Raw genomic sequence first — 16054 nt, forward strand, 5'->3', positions numbered from 1 at the left:
GGCGGTCGGCGAGATCACGGCGCGGCGGCGTCCGGACGCTAGGCTGCCCCGCGTGCAGCTGATCACCGTCGACGGCCACACCCCCGAGATCGACGAGGCCGCGTGGGTCGCGCCGGGCGCGGTCGTCGCGGGCCGCGTGCGCCTCGGGCCGGAGACGGGTGTCTGGTACACGGCCGTCGTGCGCGCCGACCTGGAGGCGGTCACCGTGGGGGCCGGCACGAGCGTCCAGGACGGCACGGTGGTGCACGCCGACCCGGGGTTCCCCGCGACGATCGGCGACAACGTGACGGTGGGGCACCGCGCGGTCGTGCATGGCTGCACGGTCGAGGACGACTGCCTGGTCGGGATGGGCGCGGTGATCCTCAACGGCGCGACGATCGGCCGCGGCTCGATCGTCGCGGCCGGCGCGGTGGTGTCCCAGGGTGTCGTGATCCCGCCCGGCTCCCTCGTCGCCGGCGTGCCGGGCAAGGTCCGCCGCGAGGTCACCGACGACGAGCGCGCCATGATCGCCGCCGGCGCCGCGACGTACCGCCACCTGCTCGGGGTGCACCGCTCCGCGGTGTGAGCTCACGAGCCCGCGGGCCACAGCGCCGCGACGACGAACAGCGCCAGCGCCGTCCACGTGGCCGCGCCGCGGATCCAGTTCAGGCGCAGGTAGCGCGCCCGGACGTCGCGCCAGTCCGCCGGCGGCGCCTCGGGGTCCCAGGCGAGGATGACGTCGTAGTTCGGCTCCGCGCCGTAGCGCGAGGTCAGCAGGGGGCCGGCGACGATCACGACGAGGCCCAGGGCGGTCAGGACGAACGGGACGCCGACCGGTGGCGGCCACAGCCCCACGAGGGCCACCACCGGGGCGACGGCCATCGCGACGACGAGCACGTAGTTGGTGGGCGAGCGCCGCGCGATCGGCAGGAACCGGTGCATGTCCCGCGCGAACCCCGCCGCGTCCCGACGGACGTAGAGCGGGTGCAGGATCGTCGTGAGGGTCAGCAGCAGGCCCGACCACAGGGCGGTGGCGACGACGGCGGCGAGCAGACCGTAGGTGGCGAGCACGTCATCCCCCGAGCACGCGGCGGGGGACCGCGAGGGCCAGCAGGGGCACGAGCAGTGAGACGGCCACCAGCAGCAGCGAGAAGGTCGTGAGGGCCACGACCGGGATGACCACGAGCTTGAACGAGTCGATCGCGGTGTGGACGATCGCGGGCGCCCACAGGGTGCCGCGCCCGGTCTCGAACAGGTAGGCCAGCGGCACCGCGGTGGTGGCGGCGACGGCCATGGCGCCGAGGCCGATCACGGGGCCCGACACCACGGCGATCGGGACGTGCGTGACCGCGATCAGGGGCATCGACAGGGCGGCCGCCGCGGGGAACGAGCGGCCGACGCGCAGCCGGCGGAAGACGTAGCCCCGCCACACGATCTCCTCGGCCAGACCGTGCAGGGCGAACACCCCGACCAGCAACAACGGCCACCCGGGACGCAGCGCGATCGGGGCACCGGTCACCGCGGTGGTGAGCGGGTAGACGAGCAGGATCACGGCGGACACGCCCGCCGCGAGCCACAGGCCGCGGGTCGTCGGACGCCCGAACCCGAGGCGGCGCAGCGGCCGTCCGGAGCCGTACAGGACGCCCTCGACGACGACGCCGACCACCAGGACCGCGGCGAGGACCGCGACGCCCCACGCCGCCGTCGGGTCGAGTTGCGCGGCGCCCGCGAGCACCGTCCAGAGCAGCCCGAACCCGACGAGGAACCGGACCCAGGCCGGCCCTCCGCGCACCGACCCGTCAGCCATCGGTGCGGCACCCGCGGTGACCATCCCGACCTCCCGCAGCCGTACGAACGGGATTCCGGTGACGGTGACGGGCGACCGGGCGGGGCCGCATCACCCCGGGAGGATGAGGGCCTCCGGCCACGTGAGGGATATGGGTCGTCCCGACGACCCATATCCCACACGTGGGCCGCAGGCCCCTCACCGATCTAGGGTCCGGCCGACGACACCGCCCGGGCGCTGGGCAGCGGCGAGATCGAGGTGCTCGGCACCCCGCGGCTGCTCGCCTGGCTCGAGGGCGCCACCGTCGAGGCCGCCAGGCCCCTGCTCGCCGACGGCGAGACGACCGTCGGCACCGGGGTCCGCATCCGTCACCGCCGTCCGACGCGCGTGGGCGGGCGGGTCGAGGTCACCGCGGAGCTGCGCGAACGTGACGGCGCCAAGCTCTGCTTCACCGTCAAGGCCGAGGACGGCGACGGCCAGGTCGTCGGCGACGGCGAGATCGACCGGGCGGTCGTGGACGTCGGGTTCGGGCAGTGAGCTCGATCCGTCAGGGGATGATCGAGTCCACGTAGCCGCCGTCGACGCGCACCGCCGCGCCGGTGGTGGCCGACGCCAGCGGCGACGCCAGGTACGTCACCATGTGGGCGATCTCCTCGGGCTCGATCAGCCGCTGGATCAGCGACTGCGGCCGGTGCTTGATCATGAACTCGCGCTGCGCCTCGTCCCACGGCAGCTCGTCGCCCACCAGCTCGCGCACGAAGCCCTCGACGCCGCCGGTGTGGGTGGGCCCGGCGATCACGGAGTTGACGGTGACACCCGTGCCCGCGGCCTCCTTCGCGAACCCGCGGGACACCGCCAGCAGGGCGGTCTTCGACATGCCGTAGTGGATCATCTCGGCGGGGGTGACGACGGCGGAGTCGCTGGCGATGTCGAGCACCCGGCCCCAACCGCGGGCGGTCATGCCCGGCAGGTAGGTGCGGATCAGCCGGGTCGCGGCCAGCACGTTGACCTCGAAGTAGCGCCGCCAGTCGTCGTCGGTGATCTCGAGGGCCGGCTGCGAGCCGAAGATGCCCAGGTTGTTGACCAGCACGTCGACGTGGGGTTCACGCGCGGCGAGCTCCGCGGCGCCCTCGGTCGTCGCGACGTCGGCGACCACGCCGACGACCTCGCCGCCGGTCTCGTCGCGCAGGTGCGTGACGGCGCCGTCCACCCGCGGCTCGGTCCGCCCGTTGACCACCACCCGGGCGCCTGCGCGGGCGAGGTCGGCGGCGATGGCCCGGCCGATGCCGCCCGTCGAGCCGGTGACCAGGGCCGTCCGCCCGGACAGGTCGAGCTGCATGGGTCCTCCTCGCGATCGTGAGCGGTGCTGGGGCTGCAACCGCACGGGACGCCCCACCCTTCCCGAGCCCGATCCCTACACTCGGGGCCATGGCGGGACGCATCCGGGACGCGGACATCGCGGAGGTGCGGGACCGCAACCGGGTGGACGAGGTCGTCGGCGAGTACGTCGCCCTGCGGCGGGCCAGCGCGGGGTCGGTGAAGGGGCTCTGCCCGTTCCACGACGAGAAGTCGCCGTCGTTCAACGTCCGCCCCACGCACGGCACGTTCCACTGCTTCGGCTGCGGCGAGGGCGGCAGCGTCATCGACTTCATCATGAAGATCGAGCAGCTGGGCTTCGTCGAGGCCGTGGAGAAGCTCGCCGACCGCGTCGGGTTCCGGCTGACCTACGAGGGCGGCGGGTCCAGCGTCCAGAAGGACCGCGGCACCCGCACCCGGCTGCTGGCCGCGAACAAGCTGGCCGCGGAGTTCTACGCCGCCGAGCTGCGGACGCCGGGGGAGGCGCAGAAGGCGCGCGAGTTCCTCGCCGAGCGCGGGTTCGACCAGGCCTCGGCGGAGGACTTCGGCTGCGGGTTCGCGCCGTCGGGGTGGGACCGGCTGACCAAGCACCTGCTCGCCCAGGGCTACACCCTCGACGAGCTCGAGAAGGCGGGGCTCTCGCGCCCCGGCCAGCGCGGGCACATCGACCGCTTCCACCGCCGGCTGCTCTGGCCGATCCGCGACCTCGGCGGCGACGTCGTCGGGTTCGGCGCCCGCCGGCTGTTCGACGACGACCGCATCGAGGCCAAGTACCTCAACACCCCCGAGACGCCCGTCTACCACAAGTCGAAGGTCCTCTTCGGGCTCGACAAGGCCAAGCGGGAGATCGCGAAGACCCGCCAGGCCGTGATCGTCGAGGGCTACACCGACGTCATGGCGATGCACCTCGCCGGCGTCCCCACCGCCGTGGCCAGCTGCGGGACGGCGTTCGGCGACGACCACGTCGCCGTGCTGCGTCGCCTGCTCATGGACGACTCGTTCGACCGCGGCGAGGTCATCTACGTCTTCGACGGCGACGCCGCGGGCCAGGCCGCCGCGATCAAGGCGTTCGAGGGCGACCAGCAGTTCGCCGCGCAGACCTACATCGCCACGGCCGCGGACGGCATGGACCCGTGCGAGCTGCGGCAGGCCTCCGGTGACGTCGCGGTGCGCGACCTCGTGGCCCGCCGCCAGCCGCTGTTCGCGTTCGCCGTGCGCACGATCCTCGCCGAGCACGACCTCACCACCGTCGAGGGCCAGACCGCGGCGCTGCAGCGCACCGTGCCGCTGGTGGCGCGGATCCGCCGCGAGGACCTGCGCGACGGGTACGCCCGCCGCCTCGCGGGGTGGACGGGCTGGCCGGACGAGAACACCGTGGTGCGCCGGGTGCGCGAGAGCGCCGGCGCGCCCGTCGACACCCCCACCCGCCGCACCCAGCGCCGCACGCAGGCCCAGGCCACGCGCACCGAGGGCCCGGAGATGCCCGATCGCCGCGATCCGCGCCTGCGGGTGCAGCGCGAGGTGATCAAGGCCGCGCTCCAGGCCCCCGCGCTGGCCGGTCCGGTCTACGACACGCTGCCCGACGACGCGTTCAGCCACCCCGGCTATCTCGCTGTGCACCAGGCGGTGCTCGCCGCCGGGGGCACGGCGTCCGGGCTGTCGGGCCACAGCTGGCTGAACGCGGTGGCCGACGAGGTCCCCACCGGCTTCCGCCCGCTGGTCTCCGAGCTGGCCGTCGAGGCGCTGCAGTCGCGGGAGTCCGACGATCACCGCTACATCTCGGGGATGCTCGCGGGCCTGCAGGAGTCGCTGGTCGGCAAGCAGGTCGCCGAGATCAAGTCGCGGCTCCAGCGGCTCTCGCCGGTCACCGACGCCGACGAGTACCACGAGCTCTTCGGCGACCTCGTCGCGCTCGAGCAGTACAAGAAGGCCCTGCGCGGCCAGGCGGCCGGGGTGGTGGCGCTGTGAGCGGGGTGCGTGCGCGGCTCGCGGCCCTGCTGACCGGCCGCGAGCCCGTGCCGGAGGGGTTCACGGGCACGCTCGACCAGGACGAGCGCGTGCTCGCCGACGGCCTCGGGCCGCGCGGGTCCGTCGTGCTCGCCACCGACCTCGGACTCTGGCTGCCTCCCGCGGCGTCGGGGGAGGGCTCGCGACGCGTCGACTGGCACCTCGTGACGAAGGCGACGTGGTCGGGCGGCGCGCTCGAGGTCGTCGAGGCCGACGAGGTCGAGGAGCTCGAGGGCGGTGTCGTCCTGCTCGCCGACCGCCCGCCCCGCCGTGTGCCGCTGGTGACGCCGGGACGCCTGCCCGAGACCGTGCACCGCCGCGTCACCGGCGCGGTGAAGGACAGCCAGCACCACGAGATCGGCGACGGCGGCGCGTGGTTCGTGCAGCGACGCGTCCCGGGCGCCGGGATCACCATCCACGTGCGTCCCGACCCCGGCACCGATCCGGAGGCGGTGCGCACCGTCGCCGCCGGGGTGGGGGAGAAGCTCCGGGGCGCGGGCCGGCCGTGACCCACACGTGGGACCCGGCGCTCTACCGCCACCACGACGACCACCGGGCGCGCCCGTTCCTCGACCTCGTGGCCCGGGTGGGCGCCGAGGCGCCGCGTGAGGTGGTCGACCTCGGCTGCGGGCCGGGGCACCTCACCGGGGTGCTCGCGGAGCGCTGGCCCGGCGCCCGGGTGCACGCCTCCGACGCGTCGCCGGACATGGTCGCCGCCGCGCGGGAGAACGGGGTCGACGCCGAGCTGGCCGACATCCGCGACTTCGCGCCGGGCCCGGAGACCGACGTCGTGGTGAGCAACGCGGTGCTGCACTGGGTGCCCGAGCACCGGGACCTGCTCGCCCGCTGGGCCGCGGCGCTCCCGGACGGGGGTTGGCTCGCGATCCAGGTGCCGGGCAACGAGGTCTCGCCGTCGCACACCACCGCCCGGGACCTGCTCGCGTCCCCGGAGTGGTCGGGCCTCGTCACCGAGGGCCTGCCCGCGTACGGCGTCGGCACCCCCGAGGAGTACGCCCGACTGCTCGCCTGCGCGCGGCCGGGCGCGCACGTGGACTGCTGGGAGACGACGTACCTGCACCCGCTGACCGGCGACGATCCCGTCGGCCACTGGATCGCGGGGTCGACGCTACGGCCGGTGCGTGGGGTGCTCGACGACGCGGCGTGGGACCGCCTGCGTGCCGAGCTCGCCCCGCGCCTCCGTGCCGTCTACCCACCGGACGACGCGGGCGTCACCTGGTTCGGGTTCCGCCGCGTGTTCGCGGTGCTCGGCGCTCGCTGAGCCGGCCTCAGCGCCCGGGGGCATGCGACCCGTTGGCCGCGGCGCGACCCGGCGCCGCCGGCTCGTGACCACCGGTGGGCGCGACCCGCTCGCGGGCCTTCGACACCCCCACCTGGACGGCCTCTCCGGCCTTCGCACGAGCCACACCCGCGGCTCCCTGCACGCTCGGGTGGTCGGCCACCCGGCGGTACGCACGGGAGAGCTGCTCGTAGCGCTCACGGCCGGCCCGTGTGCCGAGGACGTACCCCACACCGGCGCCCAACAGGAACGGGATCACCATCTGACGTTCTCCTCCCCGACATCGTCTCGGGGCCCATCCTGCCCCACCCCGAGCGGGAAGGCGGTGGGGCGGGTGTTGTAGCGTGTTTCTCGTCCGGGAGCACGACGGTCCGGGCGTGACGGTCCTCCGTAGCTCAATCGGCAGAGCATTCGACTGTTAATCGAAGGGTTACTGGTTCGAGTCCAGTCGGAGGAGCCGAAGCCCCAGGTCACAGCGCTGACCTGGGGCTTTCTCGTGGAGTGGGTCCCTCAGAACGGCGGGCGCTCGCCGGACACGTCGAACAGGCCGACGTCGACCGCGACGAACTCGTCGCCGACGTCGGGCGCGTCGGCCACGGCACGCCACCGGTCCAGGTGCTCCTGCGACTCCCAGCGCTCGAAGTTGTTGATCCGGCCCGGGTCGATGGAGTCGGCCGTCACGGCGACGTCGAGGCAGCCCGGGGCGGCCCGGGAACGCCGCACGAGGTCCTCGAACTCCGCGACCAGCGCGTCCCGTCGATCCGGCGCGACCCGGACGTGCCCGGCGATGATCAGCATCAGGAGTACTCCCCGCGGCGCTGCGCCCGGTACGGCGGGAGCTGCGGCCGGCCCTCCGGCGTGTCCTCCCAGGTCTCCTGCCGGCCGAGCGGGGTGAGGTCCAGCAGTCCCAGCGTGGGGAGGACGGGCTCGACGCCGCGGCCGTTGACGAAGTACGTGCGGAACACCCGGTCGTGGTCGTCGCGGAGGAACACGTTGAGGCCGAACATCTCGGCGACACCGAAGTCGTGGCCGAAGGCGTCGCCGACCAGCGTGTACCAGGGGACGTGGTCCCAGCCGCTGCGCCGCCGCAGGTCGACGATCTTCTCCTGGTCGGCGGGCGAGGCCATCACGAAGTTCGTGTCCCAGGCGCGGAGGTGGTCGAGGTACGGGACGTGGTCGGCCAGGTAGGAGCAGCCCGGGCAGCCCTTGTCGGGCCAGCCGTCGACGTCGGGCTGGTAGAAGAAGCGGTAGACGACGAGCTGGCGCCGGCCGTCGAACAGGTCGAGCAGGCCGACCTCGCCCTCCGGTCCCACGAAGCGGTGGTCGGTCTCCACCGGCGTCATCGGCATCCGACGGCGCCGGGCCGCGAGGGCGTCGCGGGCCCGGGTGAACGCCTTCTCCTCCACCAGCATGGCCTCGTGGGCGGCGGCCCACTCCTCCGGCGCGACGATGGGCGGCAGGGCGGAGTCGAGCAGGGGTGGCGACGTCATGAGTACTCCTGAGGACTATGTAGTCCTATATCTGTATCAGTCACACGACGGGTGCTCAACCCGCGAATCTCCGGGCACGGGTCCGACGAGGGCTCCCTGCTCGACGACCGGGCCGGCTTCCCGACCTCGCCACGTCACCGCTGGTCAGTACCCGGGGACGCCGTCGTCATTAGCCAGGTCGAGTGAACCCGTGCCCTCGTCGAGTGAACCTCGGGGGAAACCCCTGGTGCCCGGGCCGAACTGCCCGCACGCTCCTCCGTACACCGGTGAGGACCTTCCCGGTGTCCGGTGCCCGGGGGCACCGTCCGCGTGGTGGTGGGCCGGAACAGGCAGCTGGGGAGCGGGCCCCGGCCCACCATCATCGCAGCGGTCGGAGCAGCTCAGGGGCAGGTCACGGTCTTGCTGACGGTGCTGCTCGGCGTGCCCGTCCACTTCCCGGCGCTCGCCGTGACACGCACGTGGATGGTCAGCCGCAGTGTCGAGGTCGTGAGCGTCGTCGACGTGCCGGTGACGCCGGTACTTCCCCGACATTCCGGACAGGAGGCAGGCCGAATGGCCTAAGACACACGTGCTGACGGGCTAGTTCACCGGATCGGCGAGCGCGGCGTTGCCGTGCGACCCGGACCGGCGACGCTGGACGCGGTACAGCCGTTGCGCGCCACGGACGCCCTTGAACTTGCGGGGTGCCGCCGCTCGGAAGCGGAACGGCGGGTCGTCCGGCGCGCTCGCCATGATCGCGTCGTGGACGGCCGCGGTGACGGTGACGTGGCCCGGACGCGCGGTCTCGGTGACGCGGCTGGCGAGGTTGACCGGCGGCCCGAACCAGTCGCCGGCGTGCGGGACCCCGACCCCCATCGCGACCCCGACGCGCAGCGCGGGACGGCCGTCGTCGGCCTCCGACCAGGACTCGACGAGGTCGAGCGTGGCCCGCAGCAGGGCCGTGGGGTCGGGCGAGACGAGCATGACGGCGTCGCCGATGACCTTCGCCAGACGCACCGGCCACACCGCGACCTGGGTGGCGGAGGCGGACAGCATCTCGGCGACCTCGCTGAGCTCCACCGCCGTCACCGTCTCGCCGAGGTCGGTGAACCCGACGAGGTCGGCGAAGCAGACGGTGACCTCCTGCGCGCCGCGCAGCCGCCCCGCGTTCGACTCCTCGACGGCCAGCGCGTGCGAGCGGATGCGGTCCGCGAGGGCGGCGGCGACGAGGTGCACCAGGTGCAGCGAGTCGTCCTCGACGATGCGCCGGGCCTCGGTGGCGTACCGCAGGGCCAGCTCCGGCTCGGGCTCGCCGGGACGCAGGAGGGCCTCGCCGAGCAGCCCGCCGAGCGCGTCGGCGATGTTCAGCACCCCGCGCCCGATCGCGCGGACGACCGGCATCATCTCCTGGTCGCTGAAGCCGAGGCTCCGGTAGCGGTGGATCCGCTGGGCGATCTCGACGTCCTCGTCGGTGTAGATCGGGTCGTCGGGGCTCGGGGCGAGCGGTCGTCCGAGGGCCTGGAACCAGAGCCGGACGACGTCGGGCTCGATCCCGGTCAGCGTGCAGACGTCGGTGAACGAGTGCCCGTCCTCGGGCCGCAGGGTCCGCTCGAGCAGGAGCAGGCCGAGGCGGTCGCCGTCGATGGCGTCGCGCATCGCGTCGATGGCGACGCCGTCCGCGGCCAGCGACTCGAGCACCGACACCCGCGTGCGGCGGTCCTCGCCCGTGAGGCCGTGGAGGAGCCCGGCCCGCTCGTAGTCGCCCTCGGCCATCACCGACCGGATCCGCGCCGGGATCGGCAGCGATGTGCGGTGGCGGGGCGGCACCGGCTCATGGTGCCAAACATGCGAGGTGGGGACACGGTGTGGGAGTCCGCTCACGAGGGCGATGTCCCGGTAGAGCAGGCACGTAGCGTGCAGGTCGGAGACAGGGAGGACCCCATGAGCAGCGGCCCGCGTCTGCTGGCCACGAGCGACCTGCACGTGAACCGCTCGGAGAACGAGAGCCTGGTCCAGGACCTCCACCCCACCCACCCCGGGGACTGGCTGATCGTGGCCGGCGACGTCGGGGACCGCGTCGCCACCACCACCTGGGCCCTGGAGATCCTGGCCGAGCGCTTCGCGCGGGTGATCTGGGTGCCGGGCAACCACGAGCTGTGGACCCCGCCCGGCGACGAGGTCGATCTCGTCGGTCCCGCCCGCTACGACCACCTCGTCAAGGTCGCCCGCGACCTCGGGGTGCTCACGCCGGAGGACCCGTGGCCGGTGTGGGACGGGGCGGGTGGGCCGGTGCTCGTCTGCCCGATGTTCCTGCTCTACGACTACTCGGTGCGCCCGCCGTCGATCCCCGCGGACTGGTCGAACGAGGCCGCGCTCGAGGTCGCCCGCGAGTCCGGCGTCGTGGCCACCGACGAGATCCTCATGTCCAGCGACCCGTTCCCCGACGCCGCCGCCTGGTGCGCCGACCGCGTCGCCGTCACCGAGGCGCGGCTCGCCGAGCGTCCGGCGGGGATGCCGACGGTGCTGGTGAACCACTGGCCGCTCACCCCGGAGCCGACGCGCATCCTGCGGTATCCCGAGTTCTCGCTGTGGTGCGGGACGACCGCGAGCGCCGACTGGCACGTCCGCCACGACGCCGTCGCCGTCGTCTACGGCCACCTGCACATCCCGCGCACCACCGAGGAGGACGGCGTGCGCTTCGAGGAGGTGTCGGTCGGCTATCCGCGCGAGTGGCAGCGCCACGGGCTCGTGCGCGGCGCGCTGCGCGAGATCCTGCCGGGCCCCGTCGACGAGGGCCCCGATCCCTTCACCGCCTGGGCCGCCGAGCGGTCCGCCCGATGGGCACGGTCGTGACCCCCGTCCTCGGCTCCCTCTCCGACGTCCTGCCGTCGGCCGTGGTGGTCGCCGCGCGCACCGACGACGACCCGCACGCCGTGCTCGCTCCCGAGGAGGAGCCGGCGGTGGCGAACGCCGTCGCGACCCGGCGGGCGGAGTTCACCACCGCGCGGGCGTGCGCCCGCGACGCCCTCACCCGGCTCGGTCTGGCCGCCCCGGCCGTGCCGGTGGGGGAGAGGCGCGCGCCGGTGTGGCCCGACGGGGTGGTCGGCGCGATCACCCACTGCGCCGGGTTCCGCGCCGCGGCCGTGGCGTGGCGCGAGCAGGTGCGCACGGTCGGGCTCGACGCCGAGCCGCACACGGCCCTGCCCGACGGCGTGCTCGAGGCGGTGTCGGACGCCGGGGAGCGCGCGCTGCTCGAGCGTCTCGACCGCGAGCAGCCCGAGGTGCGCTGGGACAAGGTCCTGTTCAGTGCCAAGGAGAGCGTCTACAAGGCCTGGTTCCCGCTGACCGGGCGGTGGCTGGGGTTCGAGGACGCCGACCTCGCGCCCGCCCCGGACGGCACCTTCCGGGCGACGTTGCGCGTGCCCGGCCCGGTGGTCGACGACGCCGAGATCACGGCGTTCACCGGGCGCTGGGTGGTGCGCGACGGTCTGGTGATCACGGCGATCGCCGTGGGGGCCGGCTCGACGTAACGTGGTGCCCGATGGCGGACGAGGCCTACTGGGAACGTTACGAATCGGTCGTGGAGCAGCGGATCCGCGACGCGCAGGACGAGGGTGCGTTCGAGAACCTGCGCGGCGCCGGGCGTCCCCTGCGCGGCCTGCACGGCCCGCACGACGAGAACTGGTGGCTGCGGTCCTACCTCGAGCGCGAGGGCCTGCCCAACGACGTCCTGCTGCCGACACCGCTGCGCCTGCGCCGCGAGATCGACCGCCTCCCCGAGACCGTGCGGGACATGGACACCGAGCGCGAGGTCCGCGACGCCGTCGCCGCCCTCGCCCGCCGTGTCGCGGAGTGGCTGCGCTTCCCCGACGGCCCCCGGATCAGCGTCCGCATGCCCCGCGCCGACGACGTCGTCGAGGCCTGGCGGGCCGGGCGTGCGGCGCGGTCGTTGCCCGGGCCGACGGCCGACGTGCCGCTCCCCGAGGCTCCCGGGCCGTCGGCGTGGGCGCGTGTCCGCTCGGCGCTGCGCCGGCGGCGCTGACGCGGGCGGTCCGGGTGACGGAGCGAGGGTCACCCTGACCGCGCGGGACGCAGCCGGGGCGTCCTTCGCTCCCCACGGGCGTGCGGCGACCCGGAGCGGGACGCGTGTGGGGTCAGCCCGCGCGGGGTGCGCGGGGGAGGTCGAGGACCGTGCCCGGCGTTGCGGCCGGCGTGTCCTCGGCCGCGTGGACGACGTCGGGGCCCGAGCGCTCCGAGGCGGCACGCTCGCCGGGCCTGCGGGACGGCGCGAGCGGCACGATCGTCGCCGCGCCGATGCCGTGGTAGCGCTCGGGGGTGCAGGTGAGCACCACGACCTGGGCCGCGCCGTGGGCCGAGGTGGCGGCGGTGAACACGGCGCCGAGGCGGGCGAGCCGCTCGGGGTCGGAGTGGCCGAGCGCGTCGTCGATGACCACCGGGACGCCCTCGGACGGGTCGACGAGCGCCGCGCAGGCCAGCCGCGCACACAGCCCCAGCTGCTCCTGGGCGCCGCTGGAGAGCGCGCCGAAGGGCACGGTGGTGCCGTCGAGCGTGCGGTGGGTGATCCGCAGATCCTCATCGATCTCGAGTGCCAGCGAGGGGCCGAACACGATGCGCGCGAGCCGCTCGACCTGCGCGCGGAACGGCGCCACGTAGGAGCGCCGGACACGCTCGCGGTGCCGCGTCAGGGTCTCGTGCAGGCGTCGCGCGGCGGCGGCGCGCCGGGCCACCGCGGCGTGCTCGCGCACCGCGGCATCGAGCTCGAGCTCGGCGGCGGCCAGCTGGTCGTGCCAGCCCGCGAGCCCGGCGGCCTGCAGGCGGCCCGTGGTCTCAGCGTGCTCACGCTCCAGGCGCGCGCCCTCGCCGGCGAGGCGCTCCGCGACGGCGCGGGCGTTCAGGACGCGGGCCTCGACGGTGTCCGGGTCGTCGTCCGCGAGCGCGGCGGCCATCGCCTCGTGCTCGCGCTCGGCCTCGCGGGCGCGCGCGAGCCGTGTGGTCTCGGCCTCGGCCAACGTCGCGTCGGGCTCGGCGGCGCGGGCGGCGTCGAGCTCCTCGAGCCGGCGGGTGTGCGCGTGGCGGGCCTCGGCGGCGCGCTCGGCGAGCACGGCGGCGCGGGTGTCGGCCTCGCGGACCGTGTCCTCGGCGCTGCGGCACGCCGCGTCGGCCTCGTCGGCCCGGTGGGCGGCGTCCTCGGCGTCGGCGCGCGCGGTGTCGGCGGCGGCGCGCAGCTCCGTCACGTCCGCCGGGGTCACGTCCGCCGGGGTCACGTCCGCCGGGGTCGCGGACGTCACGTCGTCCGGCAACCGGCTCCGGACCGCGTCGTGGGCGGTGCGCAGCGAGGGGGCCTCGCCGTGCCCGGCGAGCTCGCGGGCGAGGGCGGCGCGGTGCTCGTCGGCCCGGCGGGCCGCGTCCTCGGCGTCCCGGCGGGCGGCGCGGGCGGCCTCGAGATCGGCGACCCCGAGGTCCTCGCACGCCTCGGCGAGGGCGCGGGAGCGCTCGCGAACCGCGTCGTCGCGGCCGGCGTCGTCGAGGCCCGGGGTGACCCGCACGTCGAGGACCCCGGGCAGCGATAGCGCCCGCGACACGGCGACGGGCAGCGTGCGCGACCCGCCGGGCGCGAGCACCACGGTCTCCCCGTCGACCACGAGGGTCAGCTCGCCGGCGCCGTCGGGCACCGCGAGCTCGACCCGCGCGGCGGCCGCGTCCCGGGCGGCCTCGGCGCGCACCACGTCGCGCGCGAGGTCCTCGAGCTCGTCGAGGTCGTCGGCGTCCACGGTGCCGGCGGCGAGGGCCCGCTCGGCGGCGGCCAGGCCGGCGGCGGCCTCGTCGACGCGCCGTAGCCGCTCGGCGAGGTCGGCGAGCTCGGCGCGGTCGCGGGCGGCGGACACCGCCCGCTCGGCCGCATCGGAGGCCCGGCGGGCCTCGCCCGCCCGTGCGCGGGCCGCGGTGTCGGCGGCACGGCGGGCGTCGCGCTCGTCGCGAGCGCCGGCGTGCTCGGCCTCGTGGGCGGCGACCGCCTCGGCCGCGCGGGCCGCCGCGCCGGCCTCGTCCTCGACGGCGGCGATCAACGCGTCGCGGGCTTCCCGGCGCTCGCGGGCCGCGTCGGCACGCTCCCGGGCGAGCACCGCGTGCTGGCGGGCGGCCTCGACCTCGCGCAGCCGCGACTGCAGGGCGGCCCAGGTGTCCTCGAGCCCCGTGACCTCGGCGGTGTGCGCGTGCTTGCGGGCCTTGAGGGCCGCGGCGTCCGCGTCGAGGCGGTCGCGGGCGGCGACGTCGCGCTCCACCGCCTCGAGCGCGGCGCGGCAGCGACCCTCCTCGGCCTCGGCGTCGGCGAGGCGCACCTCGGCGGCCCGCAGCTCGCCGGTGGCCCGGCCGCTCGGGGTGCGGTAGCGGCGCAGCTCCTCGGCGGCGCGCTCGATCAGCCCGTCGTCGGCGCTCGGGTCGGCGCGGGAGGCGCCCGGCCCCGACGCGGCCCGGTCCAGCGCGCGGGTCAGCGCGTCCTGCCCGCCGAGCTCGGCCTGCCCGACGACGCTGTTCTGCTCGACGCGCAGGCCCCGCCAGAGCGCCCGGTCCATCGTCTCGTCGAGGATCGCGGTGACGCGGGCGTGGGCGTCGGCGCCGGTGAGCTGCTCGGGGGCCGGCGAGGTGACGTGCAGCTCGGTGCGCGGCCTGCGCAGCCAGCGCTTGCGGTACACGAACCGGTACGGGCCGGTGGAGACCTCCGCCTCGACCTCGGGCCCGGCGTCGACCCCCGCCGGCTGGGCGGCGCGGATCTCCGCGCGGCGCGACGAGTCGGCCGCGTCGAAGAGCAGGTCGAGCGCCACGAGCGTGGAGGTCTTGCCGACCTCGTTGTCGCCCTGCAGCACGGTGACCCCGTGCTCGGCGAGCGACACCTCGCGGTCGTGCACGCCGCGGAAGTCGCGCAGCCGGATCCGGTGCAGCCTCATCGGGGGCTCCCGACCAGCCGGTGCAGCAGACGGAGGGCGTCCCGGGACTCGGCGTCGCCCGTGCCCTCGGCCGGCGCAGCCGCGGCGAAGAGCTCCGAGGCGGCGTCGGCGGCGAAGCCGTGCAGGTCGAGCTCGTGGAGGTCGGCGTCGTCGGGCACGGTCGCGAGGTCGGAGTGCTGCTCGACCACCTCCACCGCCGCGAACGCGAGCCCGTGCCCGGCGAGCAGGTCGTCGAGGCGGGAACGCTGGCGCAGCGAGAGCGTGCCCACCAGGGCGAGCCGCACCGCGGTGCGCTCCTTGTCGGACAGCGCGGCGAGCCGGGCGTCGAGCGCGTCGAGGTCGGCGTCGGTGTCGAGCGCGGCGTCGTGGCGCACGAACCGCCAGCGCCCCACGGTCTCCGTGCTCACGCGCGCGGCGCGGTCGTCGAGGTCGACCACCAGGACGTGACCCGGGTCGACCTCGTCGAAGTCGGTGACCTCCGGCGTGCCCGCGTGGCGGATGCGGTCGTCGACGGCGTCGGTCCAGGCGGAGTGCCGGTCGCCGAGCGCGGCGTAGTGGACGCGGCCGTCGGCCAACGCCGCGAGCACGCCGTCGCGGCGGATGCGGGCCGGCTCGTCGTCGTCGGGGTCGAGCACGTCGAGCTCGCCGTGCCCCGCGAGCACCCGCAGCGTGCCCGCGGGTGCAGGCTCGAGCGCGGCGAGCTGCTCGCCGACGAGGTCGGTGAGCGGGTGCTTGGAGCGCCACGGCGCGGCGACGACCTCGACGCCGGGCGCGATCTCGTGCACCCCCGGGGTGTCGAGCACCCGGACGTGCGCGGGGCACCGCCGCACGAAGTCCGGCCTGCGGAGCACGCAGGCGGCGTCGGCGGGGTCGTGGTTGCCGGGCAGGAGCAGCACCGGCGTGCGGAACGAGCCGAGGGCCTCGCAGGCACGGGCGACGACGTCCGGGCCGACGAGGTTCGACTCGAACACGTCGCCGCACACCAGCACGAACGCGGCGTCCTGCTCGTCGGCGAGGCGTCCCAGCGCGCGGACCGCGTCGAGCCGGGCCTCGGCGAAGCGCGCCTGCGCCTCGCCGGTGAGCCCGCCGGCCTCCTTGGGCGGGCGCGCGCCGAGGATCCGGCGCGTCATGCCGAGCTGCCAGTCGGCGGTGTGCACGAACCGCACGCGCTCGCCTCCCTCCGCTGCTCGACCTT

General features: G+C 75.4%; 17 protein-coding genes, 1 tRNA gene and 1 pseudogene. 10 read left to right on the forward strand and 9 right to left on the reverse strand.

Annotated elements, in window-relative coordinates; all coding sequences use genetic code 11:
- Positions 1–52: 52 nt before the first annotated feature.
- Positions 53–565, forward strand: a complete 513-nt coding sequence (locus tag OG774_RS00755; protein WP_328306038.1) for a gamma carbonic anhydrase family protein — start codon at positions 53–55, stop codon at positions 563–565.
- Positions 566–567: 2 nt separating this feature from the next.
- Here the strand turns inward: OG774_RS00755 and OG774_RS00760 are convergent, their stop codons facing one another.
- Positions 568–1050 carry a hypothetical protein gene (locus OG774_RS00760; protein ID WP_328306039.1) on the reverse strand — a complete coding sequence of 161 codons (483 nt, stop codon included), beginning with the start codon at positions 1048–1050 and terminating at the stop codon, positions 568–570.
- A gap of 1 nt (position 1051) precedes the next feature.
- A complete protein-coding gene (locus OG774_RS00765; protein ID WP_328306040.1) occupies positions 1052–1786 on the reverse strand; it encodes a CPBP family intramembrane glutamic endopeptidase in 735 nt (244 codons plus the stop codon).
- 210 nt (positions 1787–1996) lie between these two features.
- On the opposite strand from OG774_RS00765, the pseudogene OG774_RS00770 reads away from it, so the two are divergent.
- Positions 1997–2302 (forward strand): annotated as a pseudogene (locus tag OG774_RS00770) (thioesterase family protein); the annotation flags it as partial.
- A gap of 10 nt (positions 2303–2312) precedes the next feature.
- Here OG774_RS00770 and OG774_RS00775 read toward each other — a convergent pair.
- A complete protein-coding gene (locus OG774_RS00775) occupies positions 2313–3104 on the reverse strand; it encodes an SDR family NAD(P)-dependent oxidoreductase (RefSeq protein ID WP_328306042.1) in 792 nt (263 codons plus the stop codon).
- Between the two features lie 89 nt (positions 3105–3193).
- Between OG774_RS00775 and dnaG the strand changes: the two genes are divergently transcribed.
- Genes dnaG through OG774_RS00790 form a run of 3 tightly spaced genes read left to right on the forward strand, consistent with a single transcriptional unit; the run spans position 3194 to position 6407 of the window.
- Positions 3194–5089: a DNA primase gene (gene dnaG, locus OG774_RS00780; RefSeq protein ID WP_328306043.1), complete on the forward strand. Its 1896-nt coding sequence runs from the start codon at positions 3194–3196 to the stop codon at positions 5087–5089.
- On the forward strand, positions 5086–5637 hold the full coding sequence (locus tag OG774_RS00785; RefSeq protein WP_328306044.1) for a hypothetical protein: 552 nt from the start codon (positions 5086–5088) through the stop codon (positions 5635–5637). Before dnaG ends, OG774_RS00785 begins: the two co-directional genes overlap by 4 nt.
- Positions 5634–6407, forward strand: coding sequence for a trans-aconitate 2-methyltransferase (locus OG774_RS00790; protein ID WP_328306045.1), 774 nt, complete (start codon positions 5634–5636; stop codon positions 6405–6407). Before OG774_RS00785 ends, OG774_RS00790 begins: the two co-directional genes overlap by 4 nt.
- Positions 6408–6414: 7 nt before the next feature.
- Here OG774_RS00790 and OG774_RS00795 read toward each other — a convergent pair whose 3' ends face one another.
- Entirely contained in the window at positions 6415–6687 is a 273-nt protein-coding gene (locus OG774_RS00795) for a hypothetical protein (protein WP_378014917.1), read from the reverse strand.
- Between the two features lie 122 nt (positions 6688–6809).
- Here OG774_RS00795 and OG774_RS00800 point away from each other — a divergent pair.
- Positions 6810–6882 (forward strand) — tRNA-Asn (locus OG774_RS00800).
- A 53-nt stretch (positions 6883–6935) separates the two neighbouring features.
- Here OG774_RS00800 and OG774_RS00805 read toward each other — a convergent pair.
- Both OG774_RS00805 and OG774_RS00810 read right to left on the reverse strand, forming a co-directional pair.
- A complete protein-coding gene (locus OG774_RS00805; protein ID WP_328306046.1) occupies positions 6936–7223 on the reverse strand; it encodes a putative quinol monooxygenase in 288 nt (95 codons plus the stop codon).
- Positions 7223–7915, reverse strand: a complete 693-nt coding sequence (locus OG774_RS00810; RefSeq protein WP_328306047.1) for a DUF899 family protein — start codon at positions 7913–7915, stop codon at positions 7223–7225. The genes OG774_RS00805 and OG774_RS00810 overlap by 1 nt, the downstream gene beginning before the upstream one ends.
- 399 nt (positions 7916–8314) lie before the next feature.
- Here OG774_RS00810 and OG774_RS00815 point away from each other — a divergent pair, with 399 nt between their 5' ends.
- Positions 8315–8476 (forward strand): hypothetical protein, encoded by a 162-nt coding sequence (locus OG774_RS00815; RefSeq protein WP_328306048.1) that lies wholly within the window; start codon positions 8315–8317, stop codon positions 8474–8476.
- An 18-nt stretch (positions 8477–8494) separates the two neighbouring features.
- Here OG774_RS00815 and OG774_RS00820 read toward each other — a convergent pair whose 3' ends face one another.
- Complete coding sequence (locus OG774_RS00820; protein WP_328306049.1) at positions 8495–9721, reverse strand: adenylate/guanylate cyclase domain-containing protein; 1227 nt, start codon at positions 9719–9721, stop codon at positions 8495–8497.
- A gap of 114 nt (positions 9722–9835) precedes the next feature.
- On the opposite strand from OG774_RS00820, the gene OG774_RS00825 reads away from it, so the two are divergent.
- Genes OG774_RS00825 through OG774_RS00835 form a run of 3 tightly spaced genes read left to right on the forward strand, consistent with a single transcriptional unit; the run spans position 9836 to position 11936 of the window.
- Positions 9836–10747: a metallophosphoesterase family protein gene (locus OG774_RS00825; RefSeq protein ID WP_328306050.1), complete on the forward strand. Its 912-nt coding sequence runs from the start codon at positions 9836–9838 to the stop codon at positions 10745–10747.
- Positions 10732–11424 (forward strand): 4'-phosphopantetheinyl transferase family protein, encoded by a 693-nt coding sequence (locus OG774_RS00830; protein ID WP_328306051.1) that lies wholly within the window; start codon positions 10732–10734, stop codon positions 11422–11424. The genes OG774_RS00825 and OG774_RS00830 overlap by 16 nt, the downstream gene beginning before the upstream one ends.
- Positions 11425–11435: 11 nt before the next feature.
- Positions 11436–11936, forward strand: coding sequence for a J-domain-containing protein (locus tag OG774_RS00835; RefSeq protein ID WP_328306052.1), 501 nt, complete (start codon positions 11436–11438; stop codon positions 11934–11936).
- 112 nt (positions 11937–12048) lie between these two features.
- Here OG774_RS00835 and OG774_RS00840 read toward each other — a convergent pair whose 3' ends face one another.
- Together OG774_RS00840 and OG774_RS00845 are read right to left on the reverse strand one after the other, a co-directional pair.
- Complete coding sequence (locus OG774_RS00840; protein ID WP_328306053.1) at positions 12049–14859, reverse strand: AAA family ATPase; 2811 nt, start codon at positions 14857–14859, stop codon at positions 12049–12051.
- Positions 14856–16025 carry a metallophosphoesterase family protein gene (locus tag OG774_RS00845; protein WP_328306054.1) on the reverse strand — a complete coding sequence of 390 codons (1170 nt, stop codon included), beginning with the start codon at positions 16023–16025 and terminating at the stop codon, positions 14856–14858. Before OG774_RS00845 ends, OG774_RS00840 begins: the two co-directional genes overlap by 4 nt.
- Between the last annotated feature and the right edge of the window lie 29 nt (positions 16026–16054).

It is taken from the genome of Actinomycetospora sp. NBC_00405 (assembly GCF_036044095.1).
In the GTDB taxonomy this organism is placed as follows: domain Bacteria; phylum Actinomycetota; class Actinomycetes; order Mycobacteriales; family Pseudonocardiaceae; genus Actinomycetospora; species Actinomycetospora callitridis.